The following is a 19,778-nucleotide window of genomic DNA, read 5'->3' on the forward strand; positions in this document are numbered from 1 at the left end:
ATTTTGGAGTTAAAGAATAATGGGTAGAAAGCTACACCTCACAAGAATCAGAAAAGGGTTAGCTAAATATGCAGCTCTGTTGTTTGCGGCTGGATTGTCATTGTCAGTGTCTGCGGTTGAGTATGCGGCCAACTTTAAAGGGACTGATATCAATGAGTTTATTCTCATTGTTGGTAAAACGCTTAATAAAACCATCATCATAGATCCAAACGTGCGCGGTAATATCAATGTGCGTAGCTTTGAATTGATGGATGAAGAGTTGTATTACCAGTTCTTCTTAAGTGTACTAGAAGTATATGGCTATTCAGTGGTAGAAATGCCAAACGGTATTATGAAGGTTGTGCGAAGCTCTGATGCTAAAAAGTCCAACGTACCACTGGTAAATGATAGCAGTGAAGGCGACGGTGATGTGATGATCACGCGTGTCGTTGAAGTGAAAAACGTATCGGTACAGGAACTTGGTCCGCTTATTCGCCAATTTAGTGACCAAAAAGACGGTGGTCATGTTACTAACTTTAACTCAGCAAACGTAATGATGTTGACCGGTCATGCTGCATCGGTAAATCGATTGGTTAACATTATCAAATCGGTCGACCAAGCGGGTGATCAGCGCGTAGACATTGTTAGATTGAAACACGCCACGGCCGATGATGTGGTTCAAGTTGTAGAGAAAATCTATAAGGACACGGGTAAAGGTCGTGTTCCTGAATTTCTAATCCCGAAAATTGTTGCTGATGGACGAACCAATAGCGTCGTTGTCAGTGGTGAAAGTCAAGCACGTACTAAAGCCATTGAGTTGATCAAGCGTCTTGATGATGAGCTAGAGAATCATGGTAACACACAAGTATTTTATCTTGACTATGCCAAAGCTGAAGACCTAGTTAAAGTGCTGCAAGGTGTTAGTAAAACACTACAAGAAGAAGCGCAAGGTGGCGGTAAATCTAATCGTTCTCGTAGCAGTAATCGAAATGAAACCAGTATTGAAGCGCATGATGACTCAAACTCGCTAGTTATTACCGCACAGCCGGATACCATGCGTTCTCTGGCAAACGTTATCGAAAAACTAGATGTACGCCGTGCACAAGTTTTGGTTGAAGCAATTGTCGTTGAAGTACTTGAAGGCGATGGTATCAACTTTGGCTTACAGTGGATCACTGAGCAAGGTGGTATGCTACAATTTAATAATGGCACAACAGTACCTGTTGGCGCATTGGCTGTAGCAGCAGAGCAGGCCCGTGACAAGACAATTAAACGTACAGTACAGGCTGATCAAACCGCAGAGCTTCGTGATTATGAAGAAACCGTTGAAGGTGATTTAAATGCACTGGGCCAGTTGTTAGGTGGCGTAAACGGTCTAGCAGCAGGTGTGGTTAAAAACGACTGGGGTGCGATTATTCAAGCGGTGTCGACAGATACCAACTCTAATATTCTTGCAACGCCTTCTGTAACCACCATGGATAATGAAGAAGCATCTATGATTGTGGGTCAAGAAGTTCCAATTATTACTGGTTCAGCAGCAGGTGATAATAACTCTAACCCATTCCAAACAGTTGACCGTCAAGAAGTTGGTATCAAGTTAAAAGTCACACCGCAAATCAATGATGGTACAGCGGTACAATTAACGATTGAGCAAGAAGTATCAAGTGTCAGTGGCGCAACGTCGGTCGATATTTCAGTGAACAAGCGTGCGATTAATACCACGGTTATTGCTGATGATGGCGGCATGGTTATTCTTGGCGGCCTAATAGATGAAGATGTTCAAGAAAGTGTGTCTAAAGTACCACTACTTGGTGATATTCCTATCTTAGGTCACTTATTCAAATCGACCAATACAAGCAAGCGTAAACGTAACCTACTGGTATTTATTCGCCCAACTATTGTTCGTGATAGCCGCAGTATGAACGAGTTAAGTCATGCTAAATATAAGTTTATTCGCAACGAGCAGATCAAAAAACAAGATGATGGCATTCAATTGATGCCACTTGAAGATGCACCAGTTCTGCCTGAGTGGAATGATGCGATGGTGTTGCCACCAACATATGAACAATACTTAGATCAGCAAAACGAGAAGAACGATGACTGAAGCAAGTATGAGTGTTGTTGAGGCTCCTATTGAAACAGAGTCTATGGCGGTGACTGATGAGGCGACGTTAGAAGAGCAACAAGTTCAACTGCGTCTACCTTTCTCTTTTGCTCGCCGAGAGGGTGTGTTACTCAGTGACGACCCCAAAGGCTTGAAGGTATTTCACAAAGGTGACGTTTCACTTGAAGCGTTGTTGGAAGTACGTCGCGTAGCCGGTGGTGGTTTTACCATTGAAGTCATCGACGAAGAAAAGTTTGAGCTATTGCTCGAAGCGTCTTACCAGCGAGACAGCTCTGAAACTCAGCAAATGATGGAAGACATCGGTAATGAAGTCGATTTATTCTCACTTGCTGAGGAGATGCCACAAACAGAAGATCTGTTAGCGGCAGACGATGATGCGCCGATCATTAAGCTGATTAACGCCATGCTAAGTGAAGCAATCAAAGAAGGGGCGTCGGATATTCACATTGAAACCTTTGAAGCAGATCTGGTTATCCGCTTCAGGGTTGACGGTGTACTTAAAGAAGTACTCAAGCCAAACCGTAAATTATCCTCGCTGTTAGTGTCTCGTATTAAGGTTATGGCGAAACTAGATATCGCTGAAAAACGCGTACCGCAAGATGGCCGGATCAGCTTAAGAATTGCTGGGCGTGCTGTAGATGTGCGTGTATCGACTATGCCATCTAGTTTTGGCGAGCGTGTTGTATTACGTCTACTCGATAAAAATAACGCACGACTGAACCTAGAAGATTTGGGGATGACTGAGCGCAATCGTGAATTGTTCTCTGAAATTATTGCTAAGCCACACGGTATTATCTTGGTAACAGGTCCAACGGGTTCAGGTAAAAGTACCACTTTGTATGCGGGCATGACGCAAATAAATTCAAAAGATAGAAATATTTTGACCGTTGAAGACCCTATTGAATATGAAATACCTGGGATCGGACAAACGCAAGTTAACCCGAAAGTGGACATGACGTTTGCACGTGGATTACGAGCGATTCTGCGTCAGGATCCTGATGTGGTTATGGTTGGTGAGATCCGAGATCTCGAAACAGGTCAAATCGCTGTGCAAGCATCATTAACGGGTCACTTAGTGATGTCGACGCTGCACACCAACACGGCATCAGGCGCGATCACACGGATGGAAGATATGGGGGTTGAACCATTCCTATTATCTTCATCATTACTGGGTGTATTGTCACAGCGACTAGTACGTACGCTTTGCCCAAGCTGTAAAGAGCCACACCTTGCCGATGAGAGAGAGTGTGAGTTGCTTGGCCTAGAGAAAGATTCGCAAACCACCATCTATCGTGCTGTTGGCTGTGAAGAGTGTAACTTTAATGGTTACAAAGGGCGAACAGGTATTCATGAGCTATTGGTTGTTGATGAGCATATCCGCGAGCTTATTCACAACGGTAAAGGTGAACAGGCCGTTGAAAAGTATATCCGTAAAAATAGCCCAAGCATTCGTCAAGATGGTTGTTCACGAGTTCTGGCAGGACAGACCACGCTAGAAGAAGTAATGCGAGTGACGCGTGAGGAAGGATAATGGCGGCGTTTGAATATCGTGCCTTGGATGCAAAAGGCAAGGAAAAGAAAGGCATTTTAGAAGCCGATACAGCCAAGCAGGTCAGGCAAATGCTGCGCGAAAAGGCAATGATGCCTTTAGAAGTCGAGCCCGCAGCTGAAAAAGAAAAGTCGCAAGCTCAAGGTGGCTTTACGCTATCGCGGGGGTACAAGCCTTCGGTGAGCGACATTGCACTTATTACGCGACAACTTGCCACCTTGATCCAATCTTCTTTGCCTGTTGAAGCCGCTGTAATGGCAGTTGCCGAGCAGTGTGAAAAGCCGCGTTTAAAGCGCATGTTAATGGCTGTACGCTCAAAAGTAGTAGAGGGTTATACGCTAGCTGACGGCATGTCTGATTTTCCACACGTATTTGATAACTTGTACCGGTCAATGGTTGCTGCGGGTGAAAAGTCTGGTCACCTTGATGAAGTACTAAATCGCCTAGCTGATTATACTGAGCAGCGACAGCATATGCGCAGCCAAATTACTCAAGCAATGGTATATCCAACAATTTTGGTTATTTTTGCTATAGCCATTGTTTCTGTGCTACTGGGAACAGTTGTACCTGAAATTCTAAAAACATTTGAAAAGTCTAATCAAGTGCTGCCTTGGACTACTGAATGGGTACTCGCTGCCAGCCACTTTGTACAAGACTTTTGGATGCAGGCTACTGTGGCATTGGGTGGATTGATCGTTGCTGTTCAGCAAACGTTAAAGCGGCCTAAAGCACGCTTTTGGTATGATACTAAGTTGTTGCAATTACCGGGCATTGGCAAGATTAGTCGAGGTATCAACACCGCGCGTTTTGCAAGAACATTAAGTATTTTGTCATCGAGTGCCGTGCCTTTGCTTGAAGGGATGAAAATATCCGGGCAGGTACTTGAAAATGAAAAAATAAAAGCAGCGGTTGCTGAAGCTGCAACCCACGTAAGTGAAGGTGCAAGCCTCAAAGCGGCACTGCATCAAACGAAACTATTTCCGCCAATGATGCTACATATGATTGCCAGTGGTGAAAAGTCTGGAGAATTGGAGCAAATGTTAGAACGTGCTGCCAATAACCAAGACAGGGAGTTTGAAAGTATGGTGAGTGTTTCACTCAAATTACTTGAGCCGGCGATGATTGCCAGTATGGCATTAATTGTACTCTTTATCGTCATGGCAATACTCCAACCTATTATGGCAATGAACAAAGCAATTGGTTTGTAGTCAACATATTTAAAGATAAACACACTGGACTACACACATCGTGTAGCCAATGCAACAGCATAGAGGTATAAATTGTGAAGAAACAGTCAGGTTTTTCATTACTAGAAGTAATGGTCGTACTGGTTATCATCGGTATGATCATGTCAATCGTGGCACCAAATATCATGGGTAACCAAGAACAAGCTGCAATTGACAAAGCGAATCTTGATATCACGCAAATTGAAAGTGCGATGAAAATCTACAAGTTACAAAATAAGCGCTACCCAACTACTGAGCAGGGCTTAGAAGCATTAGTTGAGAAAACGACCATAGATCCAGTACCAAAGCGTTTTCCTGATGGTGGTTTTTTAAATGAGCTTCCGTTAGATCCATGGGATAACCCTTATCAACTAGTGAGCCCTGGTGAAATCGGTAAAATCGATATTTTCTCAATGGGCCCGGATGGTGAAGTGGGTACCGAAGATGATATCGGTAACTGGAGAGATGAAGAAGACCGCTAATGTCTCAACCTATGAATTACTCAACTCAAATGCCGACAAGGTCTCGTGGATTTAGTCTACTTGAGATCTTGGTGGTTATCTTGATAATTGGCTTCTCTATTCAGCTCGTGACTTTCACTGTGGGTGAAAGTGACGAAGACCTGCTGGAGAAAGAAGCCTTAAAACTGCATGGCATAGTCAATATGGCTTCGGAGTTTGCCGTTTTGAATCAGGTTGAGTTGGGTCTTCATTTGGACAAGCGGACACTAGAGTTCTTGGTCTTCGACGGTGAGCAGTGGACTACTTTCGAAGCCGAAGAGCTTTATAAGCCTATCGAATATGGTGAAGAGTATAAGGTTGAATTGGTGTTAGAGGATTTATCTTGGGCGCAGGATAATTTACTAGAGCAATCCAATTGGCAGGAGATCATGGGGACCGGCGAAGATGATAATTTATTGGAACTTCAAAAGAAAAAAATCCCGCAAGTACTGATTTTATCATCTGGAGAAGTGAGCGCGTTTCAAGTCACGCTTGAGTTGGCGCAGGAGCCTGAACCTGTTTATTACATTGAAGGTGAGTTTATGGCACCGGTAAAACTGCGACGGGAGCCTGAATATGATTAAGTCAAAGCAAGCGGGGTTCACCTTACTGGAAGTAATGGTCGCGATGGGGATCTGCGCAGTTGCTGGTATTGCAGCGTTGCAAGCGACGGGTGCCCACATTAATCATATGAGCACTATTGAGCAGCAAACCTATGCGGCTTGGGTTGCTGAAAACCAGATGGTAATGGCGCGAGCAAAAGCCAGTGGTGGCAAATGGAATGGCAAAAATTCAGACAATGGCGACGAAGAGTTTGCAGGACATACGTGGTATTGGAGCCAAAAAGTCGAAAAAACCGCGGATGCTGAGTTTGTTAAATTGACAATAGAAGTGTTTGAAGATGAGAGGCGAGAAAACTCTGTCTATGACTTAACCACTTTTATGCATAAGGGCAAAAAGTGATGTTGTCAATTAAGCGCACACAATCTGGTTTCACCCTCATTGAAGTCATGGTTGCACTGGTAATCTTGGCATTTATCGTGACAGCTTCTCACCAGATTTTGGATACTTCTATCATGGCCAAAGAGGCATCGGATGAAACGATTGCCGAGCTTGAAGGATTGCAAACCACCTTTCGCTTGATGGACCAAGACTTCAATCAAATGACCAAACGGGAAGTACGTAACGAAGCGGGGGATTTTAGCCCTACTTACGTTGTTCACGGCCGTTACTCATTGGAAAGCCAATATGATGGGATTGCGTTTGTACGCGATGGCTGGACGAACCCTGTGAGTTTATTACCGCGCTCTGAACTGCAAGCTGTGGGCTACCGCGTAAAAGATGATAACCTTGAACGAATTTATCGCGTATATATTGACGAGTTAGATGGTGCTGAGCCACGCGCTCAGGTGCTATTAGAAAACGTTGAAGAACTTAAGTTTGAGTTTTTAGACGACAAACATAAATGGCAGGATAATTGGCAGTTAAAAGCGCTACCACTAGCAGTCGCCGTTACTATTCAAAGACAAGATTCAGAGCCCTTGCGACGTATATTTCTAACCCCAGGAGATGGCAAAGTTACACAAGCAAAAGCGGCTAGGGGCGACGGTAGCAATATCTCCAATGGGCTCGATGACAACCAAAATCGAGATAATAATGCTGGCGGCAATAATAATAACCAGCGAGGTGGCAGGCCATGAGAAAACAGCAAGGCGCTGCACTGATCATCGTATTGTTTATTGTTGCACTGGCCGCGAGCCTTGCAGCTGAGATGTCGTCTTCTTTGATGGTGCAAGTGCAAAAGGCCGCGAATATTCAAACTCATCAGCAAGCTAAATGGTATAGCTACGGCACAGAAGAATTGGTAAAAAAAGTGCTTTTAGAAAGCCGCAAAGATGATCCAGATAAAGTACATTTAGGTCAGCCGTGGGCTATTGACGAAGTCCCCTACCCGGTAGATCATGGCACATTAAGCGGAAAAATAACTGATTTACAAGCGTGTTTAAACTTAAATGCGCTGAGAGCACCAAAAGAGCAAAATGCCAAGAGCAATGATACAAACCCAGCGCACAAAGCACTTTTAGAGCTTTTGAAAAACATTGAAGACCTGCCAGCTCAAGAAAGTGAAGAGGCAATGGCAGACAGTGTCTATGACTGGTTAGACGAAGACAGTATTACGTACCGTTCAGGTGCTGAAGAAGATGAGTATATGTCTCGCCAGATGCCCTACATGACAGCCAATAATTTAATGGCGTCAGAAAGCGAATTAAGAGTAATTAAAGGCTTCAACCCATTGGTAATGGAAAAGTTGTTGCCTTATGTGTGTGTTATCCCAGGCAGTACAGATTTAGCCATCAATGTAAACACGGTACTGCCTGAGCAAGCTTTATTATTAAGTGCATTACTTGATGGGTTGAGCTTATCAGGGGCTGAGGCTGTGATTGCCGCGCGCCCGGAAGAAGGATTTGATAACTTGCAAGATTTCTTTACCGAAGCAAAAAATCAAGGTGCTCAGGATACTAAAAAAGCTGAGAAAATTTTCACAATAACAAGCAATTATTTTAAGTTGCGTGCCAAGGCATCATTTGATGAGCGGTTGTTTAAAATGACCTCAATACTCGAAATAAAAGATGGTCGAGCAACTGTATTAGCACGCAAGTTTGGAGGCGTTCAGTGACAGAAAAATTATTGGTCCGTGTCGGCCAGTCACAACAGGAACCTGTCAGTTGGTTAATATGGTCTGATTCAGATTCACAGATCATTGCCAGTGGTGAGTTGGAGCACAGTGGGTTACTTGGAGAGTTAACGGAAAAAGCGTCGGGTCGCAGTGTTGCATTGCTGCTACCAGCATCAAGTGTGCAACTTAAACAAGTTGCCTTACCAACAAAGTGGAATCGCAAGTTGGAAAGGGCGCTACCCTTTATGCTAGAAGAACAGGTCGCCAGTGATATCGATGAGGTGTTCATCGCACTCGGTGAGCCGGCTACAATTGAAGAGCAGCACTATATCAACATCGCTTTGTGTGATTTAGGGTGGCTGCAAAGCTGGATGTCTGTATTTGGTGATTTTGATATTGAACCAACGGTGATAGTCCCAGATGCGTTATTGTTACCAACACCTGAAGAGGGTGCGCTGAGCGCGATTCAATTGCAGCAGCAATGGTTGTTTAAAGGTGCCCATTGGCATATCGGTGCGGTAGAACTTGATTGGGTGAATGATTACTTAATGCTCTCACCCGAGTCAGAAGTTGTACACTATAGCCCCGCTGATAGTTTAGCGACGACCAAGAGTTTAAGCGCCAAAGAAGCTGAATATGATTTACCTTTAGCGATTTGTGCACAGGGCTTAAACGCGCTACCAATAAACTTACGTCAGGGCCCATTTGCCGCGAAGAAAAAACAGCCTCAATGGTGGCGTGATTGGAAGTCTGGTGTGATTGCGGCAAGTGTTGCTTTGTTGGCATTTGTGTCAGTTAAATCTGCACAATTGTTTATGCTGCAAAGCGAAGCTGACATGTATAAAACCCAAGCTATGAGCGTGTACAAACAAGCATTTCCAAATAAAGTGGTTAGGCCTCATCTGTTACGAAAACAAATTCAAGGTGAGCTTGATGCGCTCAGTGGCGGCGAACAAGGCGGCTTTTTAGAGTTGACCAACCATTTTGTATCGATTTATTCGCAAGTGGATGATTTTAGCCCAGAGACATTTCGTTACGATCGGAAGCGCAATGAACTTAGGATCCGAGCAAAAGCGAAAGGATTTCAGATATTCAGCCAAGTGAAGTCTATTCTCGAGCAGAGAGGCATTGAAGTACAACAAGGTGCTCTGAACAATGACGGCGATTATGTCATTGGTGAAATAAGAATTAGAGGTGCAGCATGAAGCAGCAAGTGATTAATTATTGGCAATCGCTTAAAGAGCAGGAGCAAAAGTTACTCATTGTAGCGGGTGTGGTGTTTGTTATTTTTGTGCTGGTGATGGGAGTGATAAAGCCTCTAAATACTGGAGTCGAAAAAGCGCAAGCCGATCTACAAAAGCAGCAAAACTTTCATGCATGGGTTTCAAAAAGTGTTGCACAATTAAAAGCCAGTGGCGCGAACCGTGCCACATCAAGTAATCAGAATTTAACTCAGTTAGTGAACCGCACTCGAGGCAGACATGGCATTCAGATAAGTAAAATGCAGCCTAGAGACAATACGCTAAGAATTAATATCGACAACGTCGAGTTTAACAAATTGGTCAGCTGGCTGGATGTACTTACGAACCAACACGGTGTAAAAGTTGCCAATCTTGATTTAGGTGAGGAGCCACAACAAGGCTATGTGCGTGTTAGTCGATTGGTGTTAGAGAATTAAATATGAAAAATGCAGTTAGTGTAGTATTGGCTTTCTTATTGGCGTTTATTGTTTTTACGGTCGTAAGCATTCCGGCACCTGTTGCTTTACAATTAGTGCAATCACATATCCCAAATAATGTGCGTTTAGGGGCGGTGACAGGCACGCTATGGCAAGGCCAAATTAGTGGTGTTAGATATCAGAATTTACAGTTTAACGATGTGAAGTGGCAGCTTAATGGCTGGGGTATATTGACGGGTCAGCTTCAGGGGAAGTTGAACTTTGGCAACCCGCGCCAAGCATCCGAAATATCTGGTCGCAGTACATTTGGAGTATCATTGTTTGGCAATGATATTGAGTTGAGTCAAACAACCTTAAGGTTTAGCGTAGAGCACGCAATGCATCAAGTTAATCTACCCCTTCCTGTTGATGCTAAAGGTCGCATCATATTAGAGCTTGAAGAGTTTAACAGTGGTCAGCCTTATTGCGAAAACCTTAAAGGCGATATCAGCAGTCCTGAAATTCAAGTCAAAGGTATGTCAGGTTGGTTTAGCATTGGAGATTTAAGCGGTTTATTAAGCTGTAAATCAGGCGACATCGCTATTGTTGTAGAGCCTGAAAACCTACTTGGGCTTCGCGCAGATGCGACACTTGCAGAGAATATGCAATTTAAAGTTGCAGGAAACGTAAAACCTGACGCTTCACTACCTAAAGAAATTCATGAGGCGGTTAAGTATTTAGGTCGTCCGGATGCTGAAGGTCGATATCCGGTGAGTATGTAATTGATGATGGATTTTAATTACCAGCCTGCACATGAAGCGTTGCTCTCTCAATATTTGGAGCAGCGCCCAGAGGCGCTTAACTTACGTGCGCTTGAAGGTTTTTTGTTTGCTATTATTTGTAGCCCTGATGGTGTTGAACCAGAATTGTGGTTAAGTGAAGTAACCGCAGCGGATGAGCATATTTCCGAAGACGTGGTGTTTGCATTATTGGCTCTGCACCATCAAATTAGTGAACAGGTCTTTACACAGGGCTTTTCACTGCCATTCAACTTATCATCGTCGTGGCAGGATAAACAACAATGGAGCGTTGGCTTTTTGCATGGCTGCCAAGGGTATTTGAATAAATTGAGTCACTGTGAGCAGCTCTCAGAGGAGTTGCAACAGGCGTTGGTGACCAGTACTGAGTTGTTAGGCTTTTTTAGTCTAGGACATGAGCAAGTAGAAGCTTACTGTCAATCGATAGAAGCCGACATCAATGTATTTGTGGAGCAACAATACCAACTCGCTGCTGAAATAGCCCCCGCTTACGCTGAGCTAATAGAGCAAGTTGCTGTGAATAGCGGCTTATACGACGAGTAAAATGAAGTGTTAGTAGCTTAAGCAGGAATGCTTAAGCTACATCTAGCTCGATATGTGTGCACCCTTTGGCACATTGTGCGACAGCTTTCTCACCCTCTTTAACTGCAATATTTAAACTAATGGTGTCACCACATGTTTGGCACAATACAGTTTGCCCTTTTGATAATTTTTTGAGCAAGGCTCGCTGTTCATTAAAAGAGCGAGCTCTTAGCTTATTAAATTGTGCTATATCTATCATTAGAATTCCGCTTTATTTATAGCCTTTTCAGCTGCGTCACATATCGTTTTTAATTTAGGTCCGTAAAAGTACAAGTTCAGTTCATGCTCTTGACAATAACGCACATGAAAGACTTTTACTTTTTCGTTTGTAGCGAGTGCTGTCAGCAGGTATGCTGCTTCGGATTCAGTTAATTCAATCTCGCTGGCAATATGCTGCCTAGCTTGCTTCGCTGCAAGACTATATTGTGTTTCGCTGGTCTCTCCAAGGGTATCTACACCTTGCTTTAGCAATTTATCTCTGGGCTCTTTGATCAAAGGGTGATCAATGGTGAATAGTGCTAATACAATCAGTACAAGTAACAGATATTTTTTCATAAAGCTCGCTAATTTGATCTATTCGACTCAATCAAAGTCACAGTGTAATAAAATGCAAGAATCAAAAGCAAGCGAATTACTCAGGAATTATTCGTAGTTTTTGTCACCGTCGTGCGATTTATGGCTACGCGAAAAGCGAGCTGTTGCATATAATATCCTTAGTAAAAGTAAGGTCACTGTAGCAAGTAACCTGTCCAAGGCGCTTAAGGAGCTTGTATGGACAATAAGATCAAAATTAAAAATATTCCCGTTGAGGTCCACACGCCAGAAAACCTTCAACCTGATCGATTTAACCCTCGAAATCGAATTTATGTCCGAGCTGTTAAAGGCATGCATCAACTATTACGTCAGAGAATTGGCTTTTTAGGGATGCTAGCCTTTATGCTTCTTCCTTGGATCAATTTTAATGGACAGCAAGCAGTGTTGTTTGACCTATTTGAACAGAAGTTCAATATTTTTGGTTTGACGTTATGGCCACAAGATTTGACTATTTTGGCATTCATTTTGATGATTGCTGCATTTGCCCTATTTTTAGTAACGACCTTTTATGGTCGAGTCTGGTGTGGTTACACTTGCCCGCAAACAGTTTGGACCTTTATTTTCATCTGGTTCGAAGAAAAATGTGAGGGTTCCGCAAACCAGCGTAAAAAGTTAGATCAACGGCCTATGGATTTTGATAAGTTTCTTAGGAAAGGTGCTAAACATTTTTTCTGGGGCGCTTTTTCACTGTATACGGCTGTCACGTTTGTTGGCTATTTTACGCCGATCAGAACCTTATTACCGGACTTAATGATGCTTTCTGCAAGTGGCTATGCCACTTTGAGTGTGGTCGTATTTGCCGTTTGTACATATGGTAATGCGGGTTGGATGAGGGAGATCATGTGTTTACATATTTGCCCTTATTCGCGTTTTCAATCGGCGATGTTTGATAAAGACACCTTTACGGTCAGTTATGACAACAAGCGTGGCGAAGGGCGAGGACCGAGAGGTCGGAAACAAGATCCGAAAGAGCTTGGTCTAGGTGACTGTATAGATTGCAAGCTCTGTGTTCAGGTCTGCCCCACAGGCATAGATATACGAAATGGTCTGCAGTATGAGTGTATTAACTGTGGTGCCTGTATCGATGCTTGTGATGGTGTAATGGACAAGATGAATTACGCCAAAGGTCTCATCTCATATACCACTGAGCGCAACTTGGAACATGCAAAAAAAGTGACTAAGCCAGTGCGCACAAAACTCATTGGTTATGTACTTATTTTACTGGTGTTGACAGGTGCGCTTGCAATGAATATCGCGATGCGAAAAACTTTTGAATTGGATATTATTCGGGATAGAAATCAGCTATACCGGGTTAACTTTGACGGCATGGTTGAAAACACCTATACACTTAAATTGATCAACAAAGCACAAACTTCGCAAACGTTTTCGATCTCTGTAAGTGGATTGTCTCATTTCGAATTACTAGGAAAGCAAGCGGTCACAGTTGCAGCTGGCTCTACTTTAGATGTGCCTGTATCTGTTGTCATGGACCCCTTCGACTTAAATAAGCCAGTCACAGAGTTCCATTTTGTGCTGTCAAGCGATGGACTCTCTCAGTCACAAATATCCCAACCAACAAACTTTTTTAAAGGCCGTTGAGCCGGTGGCTTCAGGGCTTCACACTTAGTGTGTCCCTGAGGCCATAATATATTTTGCTTCCTATCATACTTCGCTTTATCCTAGTGCGCTGTGACCCACAGGCTTTATTTGCCAATACCAGAACTTTTTACTTTATAAATGGACAGCAGCAATGAGTGACTTTAGTTATCAAAACCTCACGCCAGATTTAATTTTGGATGCAATAGAGAGTATTGGTATTTATCCTGAGTCGGGGCTACTCCCTCTGAACAGTTACGAAAATCGTGTTTATCAGTTTCGCAGCGACGATGCTAAGCGTTATGTGGCTAAATTTTATAGGCCAAACCGTTGGTCTGATGAGCAAATAAAAGAAGAGCATGCGTTTTCATTTGAGTTGGCTGATTCAGAAGTGCCGGTGGTTAGCCCTATCACACGAGATGATGAAAGTTTGTTTGAACATCTAGGCTATCGATTTGCTTTATTTCCTAGTGTGGGGGGGCGACAATTTGAAATGGATAGTTTGGATCAGCTCGAAGTACTTGGCCGTTACATTGGACGCTTGCACAGTGTCGCAAAACAATACGATTTCACCCATCGTCCAAGTATAAATACCGATAGTTATTTGACACAGGCAAGCCAAGACATTTTAAACAGTGAATGTCTGCCGCATTCGCTGCAATTGGCTTTTTCGACCGTGCTAGAGCAAGTTGTTAAAAAAACGGAAGAAAAATTTGTAGTTAATGATACGATCAGATTGCATGGAGACTGCCATGCTGGCAATATTCTGTGGTCTCAAGAACAATTGATGATCGTAGATTTAGATGACTGCCGTCAGGGACCCGCTATTCAAGATCTCTGGATGATGTTAAATGGCGATCGCCAAAATCAAGTATTGCAACTAGACACTTTGCTAGGTGGTTATGAAGAGTTTAGTGATTTAGATATGGCTCAGTTACAGCTGATTGAACCGTTAAGAGCAATGCGTATGATCCATTATATGGGGTGGTTGGCAAAACGTTGGCAAGATCCTGCCTTTCCAAGGAACTTTTCTTGGTTTGCGACAGACAAATATTGGGAACAGCAGATCTTGGCACTAAAAGAACAATTGGCCGCGCTAGATGAGCCGGCACTAACAGTTTATCCATAAAATTTAAGAGAGAAAGTACATGTTAAAATCTATTAAAGTGGCATTATTGGCGCTATGTATGCCACTTGCTGCATTCGCTGCTGAATTCAAAGAAAGTGTGCACTATGAAACACTGACTTTAGAAAAGAGCAAAACGCCCAGAGTAATTGAGTTCTTTTCTTTTTATTGTCCTCATTGTTATAAATTTGAGGGACCAGCGCGCGCTTTACAAGCGAGCTTGCCCATAACTGTGCCATTCGAAAAAATCCACGTGAACTTTATGGGGGGTATTCCGCCTGAAGCACAGTCATTTTTAAGTTATGGCTACATCATTGCGAAGCAGTTTGGTGTTGATTCTCAGGTAGTTGAACAAATCTTTAAGACCATACATGAGCAAAATGGCCGTTTTGCAAGCATGAAAGACGTTCAGAAATTATTAGAAGCGCACGGCGTATCAGCTGAGAAGTTCGACTCTGCATTGGCAAGTATGCCTGTTATCTCTGCAGAGAAAGCAATGCAAGATGAGCAAAAGAGATTCAGCGAAGCTGGTGCATTGAAAGGCGTACCTACTTTTATTGTTAACGATAAATATCGTGTTATAACGCATTCATTAAGAAGCCAAGCCGAGTTCAACGAATTAGTTAAACACTTACTAGAAAAATAATTGTCGGAGAATATCATGTTGAAATCAATTAAAGCTGCCTTGTTGGCACTTATGTTGCCGTTGGCGGCCAACGCAATGACTTTTGAAGCAGGTAAACACTATGAAGTGATTGCTGAGCGTGGCACTAAAAAGCCAGAAGTGACGGAGTATTTTTCATTTTATTGCCCAGCATGTAATAACTTTGAAGGCCTAATAGATCAATTTAAGCCTAAGTTAGACTCTGGTGTTAAGTTCAAAAAAAGCCACGTTGACTTTGTTGGTGTCCGTGATCCTGAACATCAAAAAATGATTGCTACAGCATTGGCGACAGCAGAGGTATTACCTCAGAAAAAACAAATTGTATCGGCAATTTTTAGTCACATTCATACTAAGCGTGGAAAGTTTAATGAGCTTGCAGACATTAAAGATGTGTTTGTTGCTCAAGGTGTAGATGGCGCGAAGTTTGACAAGATGTACAAGAGTTTTTCTGTACGTACTAAAGCATCAAAAATGGCGAGACAGCAAAAACAACTTCAAGATAAAGGTGCTTTATCAAGTGTACCTACATTTATCGTTAATGGTAAATATAAACTGGTATTAGGTAGAAGTTCTGGTATTACAAGCCCGGATGATATCGCTAAACTAATTAACTACTTGGCGAGTAAATAACAAAACGTTTGGCAGACAAAAAACCCCGCATGTGCGGGGTTTTTTGTTCTAGGGCAAAGTGACTTACTTACGAGTTAAAAATACACCTGATTCGACATGGTGCGTATAAGGGAACTGATCAAATATAGCTATTCGCGAGATAGTATGCGTCTCAGTTAATATCTCGAGGTCTCGCTCCAGTGTATCTGGGTTGCAAGAAATGTAGATAATATTGTCGTAGTTACTCACTAAGCGACAGGTTAGTTCATCCATACCTGCACGAGGTGGATCAACTAAAATTGTCTGACAGTTGTAAGATTGTAAATCTATTCCGTTGAGTCGAGAAAAGGTGCGTTTGCCTTGCATTGCGTCAGTAAACTCTTCACTCGACATGCGAATAATATCGAGGTTACCGACTTGGTTCGCTGCAATATTGTACTGTGCAGAATGGACTGATGATTTTGATATTTCAGTTGCAAGAACGCGGTCGAAGTGCTCAGCTAAGGCGATAGAAAAGTTACCATTACCGCAATAGAGCTCCAGCAAATCATTTGATAGTGGGACCGCGATGGATTTTGCCCATGACAACATTTTTTCATTCACTTTGGCGTTAGGCTGTGTAAAGCTATTTTCTACCTGTTGGTAAATATACTCTTTACCATCTACATTGAGCCTTTCAGTCACAAAGTCATCACCAAAAACGACTTTTTGCTTTCGCGCGCGGCCAATAAAATCAATTTTATATGTTTCTTGTAGCTCAGCTCTAAGCGCAGTCATCGCTTGTTGCCAGTCATCATCCAACTTTTTGTGGTAAAGCAAACTAACTAATATCTCACCACTGAGTGTTGAGAGGTAGTCGATTTGAAATAGCTTACGTCTCAGAATTTCATTGTGACGTAATTTATTCATCATCACTTGCATAAGCTCATTGACCAATGGAGCACCAGGATCAAATTGGTCAACGCGTATTTTCTCTTTGCTTTGTTGATCAAACATTATGTGATACAAGTCTTCACCATCGTGCCATACTCGAAATTCACAGCGTTGCCTGTAGTGACTTTTTTCAGAGTCATAAACCTCTAATTCAGGTGCGTTAAAGCGTGCAAATTGCGTGCTGATGCGCTGTTTTTTTTCTGATAGCTGTTGGCTATACAAAGAAGTATCAATATTGATCACGGCCATGCTGAGATTACCTTTATGTATTGCAAGGAGGCGCTATTTTAGGTGGCGAGGAACATTTGTCCAGTGCTTACCATTAAAATTGCACTTTTATTGAACAAAATAGCTTTAGCTTTGGCGTATATGGCCGATAATTAACTGATAGGGTATAGCGGAGAGCAATCATGAAGATCGGACAGTTGAATCAGCTGTTAAACCCAGCGATGCAGCACAATGCTGCGAAAGCTAAACCGACCATTCCTAATATCTCAATAAACTCCGATGTTTATCAAGGTAATAAGTCTCAGGTCGCAGCGAAAGTGCTCGATGATAAGTTGGCGCAAGCGCTTGGCATTGAAAAAAAAGAAGAGCAAGAAAAACCGCTCTTTGATTTCGAAGAGATTGTCAAAAATGTCCTTGGCTTTGTGCAAGGTGCAATTAACAAAGCAAAAGCTGATGGCAAAGATGATGACACATTAAAAGGTATGCTTGAGCAAGCCCGCAAAGGGGTGCAAATGGGGATTGATGAAGCGACCGATGAATTAACCGAATCTGGTTTATTGAATGATGACATCACAGAGGGAATTGAAAAGTCCAAAGAGGGCATCTTTAAAGGCTTGGATGAATTTGAAAAAGAGCTATTTGATCCAAGCCCTCAACATTTGTCAGTGAGTGCGGCTCAATTTGCGAGTTTATCTAATAAAGCTGAGTATGCATTTACTACCGCAGAAGGCGATGAAGTGGTTATTTCATTTAGCGATGCTTATAGCCAGTCACGTGCAGCCAGCTACGAGCGGGATGGAAACAATGTCGGTTTTGCCTATGGAGAGAGTCAATCTCAAGAAGTGAGCTTCTCTATAAGTGTCAATGGTGAGCTTAATGAAAAAGAACAAGAAGCCATTAATGCGATGATGGAAGATATTCGAGATGTCAGTGATTCGTTTTTTGCGGGTGAATATGATGAAGCGTTTGAACTTGCTCAAGGGTTAAGTCTTAACAGTGAACAAATATCAAATTTCACGATGGATTTAAGGCAGAGTAAAACATCAGCGGCTATTGCACAGTATCAACAAAGTAACCCAATGAAAGAGTTGGAGCAGGCGTTTGCACCACTTGATAAGAGGCTCGAAGGAATTAACGCCGATGCGGAGTCTTTGGGAATACAAGCACAATTGCCAGATATTATGGCCTGGATGAATGAAGGGCAGCAAAGGCTCAATCAGTTTTTAGATTATGCACAATCCTATTTTGGAGCGTTAAATAATAAAGCTGAAACGCAAAATAGCTAGATAGCTTGCGCGGCGCAGTTTATTTTATGTGTATAGCATGGCAAACTTCAGTCCTCGTTTTTTGGGGGATTGAAGTTTGCCGCATATATTAGTTTTTGATTCAGGAATTGGTGGGACAAGTGTTTTATCAGAGCTTCAGCAAAGGCTTCCTGAGGCACGATACAGCTATGTAATGGATAATGCGCTTTTACCCTACGGACTCCAGTCACAAGAAACAATTACCAATAGGTTAAAATCACTGTTGTTTTGGATACACCAAAATGACCTAAACGTTGATATTATTGTTATTGCGTGTAATACAGCTTCTACCTACGCGTTAGAGACTGCCAGAAAGCACACTGAAATCCCAATCGTTGGTGTGGTGCCTGCCATTAAGCCTGCAGCTCATAGTAGCGTCAATAAACACATTGGCCTCCTTGCAACGCCCGCGACTTCTAAAAATGCATACACAGCTAATTTGATTTCAAATTTTGCACAAGAATGTAGAGTAGATATTTACCATTCGACAGAATTGGTCAATATTGCTGAGTCTTATTACTGGCATAGAGAATTACCCTATGAGCGGTTGAAAGAGGAACTGAAACGCTTAAAAGTAAATCCTTGCCTCGATAGACTCGTCTTAGGTTGTACTCATTTCCCAATCATTAAAGAGGCACTGAAAGAGCTTTTGCATAATGAAGTTGAATTGGTGGATTCAGGTTACGCAATTGCAAAGCGGGTAGAGTATCTATTAATGCAAACAAGTAGATTCTCGATGGTAAGTAGCGTAAGTAGCCAAACAGCTGTTGAAGCAGAAGAGATAGCGCCACCTCAAATTGACATGACGCATTGGTACGCGACACACACAAATGGCGCCGCACAGTTTTCAAAGCTGCAGTTAATTAAGCTAGAGAATTAGGCTCCGATTCTTCTTGCTTTTGCTTTGCTTCACGGACTTTTAAAGTACGCTGTTGAAATTCCATTTCATTGAGTTCTTTAATTGCCTTGTTTGCATCGCTTTCAGACATTTCAACAAAACCAAAGCCTCTTCTTTTCCCAGTATTTTTATCTTTTAATAAACGAACAGAGAAAACTTGCCCTTTTTCTTCAAAAAGCTCTCTAACTGCTTGTTCATTTGCTCTATAGGGTAAGTTACCTACATAAAGCGTTTTAGTTGGAATTGTGTTGCTATTGTCCGGCTGCGCAATAGTTGTTTTATTAATTGTTAGTGCTACCAGACCACCTACCACAATACCAAGTGCAAATAAAATCGCGGAGTCGATTTGGTTATTTGCGAATAAAAACGTCACTATCGCATACCCAAGAATTGCGAGTATAAAAATAGTAACGAGTGTTTTACGACCTGAAGAATTCATAACGATCTACCAATAAACAGTGAATACACATTAATTTAACAAAGAAAGGTTGCTATCTTAACGACTTAATTAAACATCGCAATAATAAAATATAGATGTTGTGTAAAATTATGCCGATTTATTGAGCTTTAGGCGCCTTAAGGTGTGGTTTTGTTTGGATTTTGAGCGTTTGAATGTTTTTTTAAAAGTTTAATAAAAAAACGCTTGCGCGTTTTAAAAATCCCCCTATAATGCGCACCCACTGACACGGAACAACACGCTGAAAAGCAAGAAG

The 19,778-nt window shown here is 42.4% G+C and carries 22 protein-coding genes; 18 read left to right on the forward strand and 4 right to left on the reverse strand.

What is annotated here, in order from left to right; genetic code table 11:
* Nucleotides 1-19 precede the first annotated feature (19 nt).
* The 12 genes from gspD (at nucleotide 20) to J8M00_RS24725 (ending at nucleotide 11,074) form a co-directional block, all read left to right on the forward strand.
* Nucleotides 20-2,083, forward strand: a complete 2,064-nt coding sequence (gene gspD / locus J8M00_RS24670) for a type II secretion system secretin GspD (RefSeq protein ID WP_211013055.1) — start codon at nucleotides 20-22, stop codon at nucleotides 2,081-2,083.
* Nucleotides 2,084-2,126: 43 nt separating this feature from the next.
* On the forward strand, nucleotides 2,127-3,635 hold the full coding sequence (gspE, locus tag J8M00_RS24675) for a type II secretion system ATPase GspE (protein ID WP_211013074.1): 1,509 nt from the start codon (nucleotides 2,127-2,129) through the stop codon (nucleotides 3,633-3,635).
* Nucleotides 3,635-4,861 carry a type II secretion system inner membrane protein GspF gene (gene gspF, locus J8M00_RS24680; protein ID WP_211013056.1) on the forward strand — a complete coding sequence of 409 codons (1,227 nt, stop codon included), beginning with the start codon at nucleotides 3,635-3,637 and terminating at the stop codon, nucleotides 4,859-4,861. The genes gspE and gspF overlap by 1 nt, the downstream gene beginning before the upstream one ends.
* Before the next feature lie 74 nt (nucleotides 4,862-4,935).
* Complete coding sequence (gspG, locus tag J8M00_RS24685; protein ID WP_063359140.1) at nucleotides 4,936-5,361, forward strand: type II secretion system major pseudopilin GspG; 426 nt, start codon at nucleotides 4,936-4,938, stop codon at nucleotides 5,359-5,361.
* Nucleotides 5,361-5,963, forward strand: a complete 603-nt coding sequence (locus tag J8M00_RS24690; protein WP_247687551.1) for a prepilin-type N-terminal cleavage/methylation domain-containing protein — start codon at nucleotides 5,361-5,363, stop codon at nucleotides 5,961-5,963. The genes gspG and J8M00_RS24690 overlap by 1 nt, the downstream gene beginning before the upstream one ends.
* Nucleotides 5,956-6,342, forward strand: coding sequence for a type II secretion system minor pseudopilin GspI (gene gspI / locus J8M00_RS24695; RefSeq protein ID WP_211013057.1), 387 nt, complete (start codon nucleotides 5,956-5,958; stop codon nucleotides 6,340-6,342). The genes J8M00_RS24690 and gspI overlap by 8 nt, the downstream gene beginning before the upstream one ends.
* A complete protein-coding gene (gene gspJ / locus J8M00_RS24700; protein WP_211013076.1) occupies nucleotides 6,342-7,079 on the forward strand; it encodes a type II secretion system minor pseudopilin GspJ in 738 nt (245 codons plus the stop codon). The genes gspI and gspJ overlap by 1 nt, the downstream gene beginning before the upstream one ends.
* Nucleotides 7,076-8,056 (forward strand): type II secretion system minor pseudopilin GspK, encoded by a 981-nt coding sequence (gene gspK, locus J8M00_RS24705; protein ID WP_211013058.1) that lies wholly within the window; start codon nucleotides 7,076-7,078, stop codon nucleotides 8,054-8,056. Before gspJ ends, gspK begins: the two co-directional genes overlap by 4 nt.
* Nucleotides 8,053-9,261, forward strand: a complete 1,209-nt coding sequence (gene gspL / locus J8M00_RS24710) for a type II secretion system protein GspL (RefSeq protein WP_211013059.1) — start codon at nucleotides 8,053-8,055, stop codon at nucleotides 9,259-9,261. Before gspK ends, gspL begins: the two co-directional genes overlap by 4 nt.
* Nucleotides 9,258-9,734, forward strand: a complete 477-nt coding sequence (gene gspM, locus J8M00_RS24715) for a type II secretion system protein GspM (RefSeq protein ID WP_211013060.1) — start codon at nucleotides 9,258-9,260, stop codon at nucleotides 9,732-9,734. Before gspL ends, gspM begins: the two co-directional genes overlap by 4 nt.
* A gap of 2 nt (nucleotides 9,735-9,736) precedes the next feature.
* Nucleotides 9,737-10,495 carry a type II secretion system protein N gene (locus tag J8M00_RS24720; RefSeq protein WP_211013061.1) on the forward strand — a complete coding sequence of 253 codons (759 nt, stop codon included), beginning with the start codon at nucleotides 9,737-9,739 and terminating at the stop codon, nucleotides 10,493-10,495.
* Between the two features lie 3 nt (nucleotides 10,496-10,498).
* Nucleotides 10,499-11,074 (forward strand): UPF0149 family protein, encoded by a 576-nt coding sequence (locus J8M00_RS24725; protein WP_211013062.1) that lies wholly within the window; start codon nucleotides 10,499-10,501, stop codon nucleotides 11,072-11,074.
* Between the two features lie 31 nt (nucleotides 11,075-11,105).
* Here J8M00_RS24725 and J8M00_RS24730 read toward each other — a convergent pair whose 3' ends face one another.
* Both J8M00_RS24730 and J8M00_RS24735 read right to left on the reverse strand, forming a co-directional pair.
* Entirely contained in the window at nucleotides 11,106-11,312 is a 207-nt protein-coding gene (locus J8M00_RS24730) for a hypothetical protein (RefSeq protein WP_247687552.1), read from the reverse strand.
* Entirely contained in the window at nucleotides 11,312-11,668 is a 357-nt protein-coding gene (locus J8M00_RS24735) for a hypothetical protein (RefSeq protein ID WP_211013063.1), read from the reverse strand. Before J8M00_RS24735 ends, J8M00_RS24730 begins: the two co-directional genes overlap by 1 nt.
* A 216-nt stretch (nucleotides 11,669-11,884) precedes the next feature.
* Here J8M00_RS24735 and ccoG point away from each other — a divergent pair, with 216 nt between their 5' ends.
* The 4 genes from ccoG (at nucleotide 11,885) to J8M00_RS24755 (ending at nucleotide 15,723) form a co-directional block, all read left to right on the forward strand.
* The gene (gene ccoG, locus J8M00_RS24740) at nucleotides 11,885-13,306 is read left to right on the forward strand and encodes a cytochrome c oxidase accessory protein CcoG (RefSeq protein WP_211013064.1); all 1,422 of its coding nucleotides are present in this window, start codon (nucleotides 11,885-11,887) and stop codon (nucleotides 13,304-13,306) included.
* A gap of 151 nt (nucleotides 13,307-13,457) precedes the next feature.
* Nucleotides 13,458-14,432: a serine/threonine protein kinase gene (locus J8M00_RS24745; protein ID WP_211013065.1), complete on the forward strand. Its 975-nt coding sequence runs from the start codon at nucleotides 13,458-13,460 to the stop codon at nucleotides 14,430-14,432.
* A gap of 19 nt (nucleotides 14,433-14,451) precedes the next feature.
* A complete protein-coding gene (locus tag J8M00_RS24750; RefSeq protein ID WP_211013066.1) occupies nucleotides 14,452-15,075 on the forward strand; it encodes a thiol:disulfide interchange protein DsbA/DsbL in 624 nt (207 codons plus the stop codon).
* Between the two features lie 15 nt (nucleotides 15,076-15,090).
* Entirely contained in the window at nucleotides 15,091-15,723 is a 633-nt protein-coding gene (locus tag J8M00_RS24755) for a thiol:disulfide interchange protein DsbA/DsbL (RefSeq protein WP_023400641.1), read from the forward strand.
* A gap of 63 nt (nucleotides 15,724-15,786) precedes the next feature.
* On the opposite strand, the gene trmA is transcribed toward J8M00_RS24755, so the two are convergent.
* Nucleotides 15,787-16,884, reverse strand: coding sequence for a tRNA (uridine(54)-C5)-methyltransferase TrmA (trmA, locus tag J8M00_RS24760; RefSeq protein WP_211013067.1), 1,098 nt, complete (start codon nucleotides 16,882-16,884; stop codon nucleotides 15,787-15,789).
* Nucleotides 16,885-17,045: 161 nt separating this feature from the next.
* On the opposite strand from trmA, the gene J8M00_RS24765 reads away from it, so the two are divergent.
* Both J8M00_RS24765 and murI read left to right on the forward strand, forming a co-directional pair.
* Nucleotides 17,046-18,149: a DUF5610 domain-containing protein gene (locus J8M00_RS24765; protein WP_211013068.1), complete on the forward strand. Its 1,104-nt coding sequence runs from the start codon at nucleotides 17,046-17,048 to the stop codon at nucleotides 18,147-18,149.
* A gap of 76 nt (nucleotides 18,150-18,225) precedes the next feature.
* On the forward strand, nucleotides 18,226-19,047 hold the full coding sequence (gene murI / locus J8M00_RS24770) for a glutamate racemase (RefSeq protein WP_211013069.1): 822 nt from the start codon (nucleotides 18,226-18,228) through the stop codon (nucleotides 19,045-19,047).
* Here murI and J8M00_RS24775 read toward each other — a convergent pair.
* Nucleotides 19,031-19,504, reverse strand: coding sequence for an RNA recognition motif domain-containing protein (locus tag J8M00_RS24775; protein WP_211013070.1), 474 nt, complete (start codon nucleotides 19,502-19,504; stop codon nucleotides 19,031-19,033). The two genes, murI and J8M00_RS24775, sit on opposite strands and share 17 nt — an antisense overlap.
* Nucleotides 19,505-19,778: the final 274 nt, after the last annotated feature.

This window comes from Pseudoalteromonas luteoviolacea (assembly GCF_018100925.1).
In the GTDB taxonomy this organism is placed as follows: Bacteria; Pseudomonadota; Gammaproteobacteria; order Enterobacterales; family Alteromonadaceae; genus Pseudoalteromonas; species Pseudoalteromonas obscura.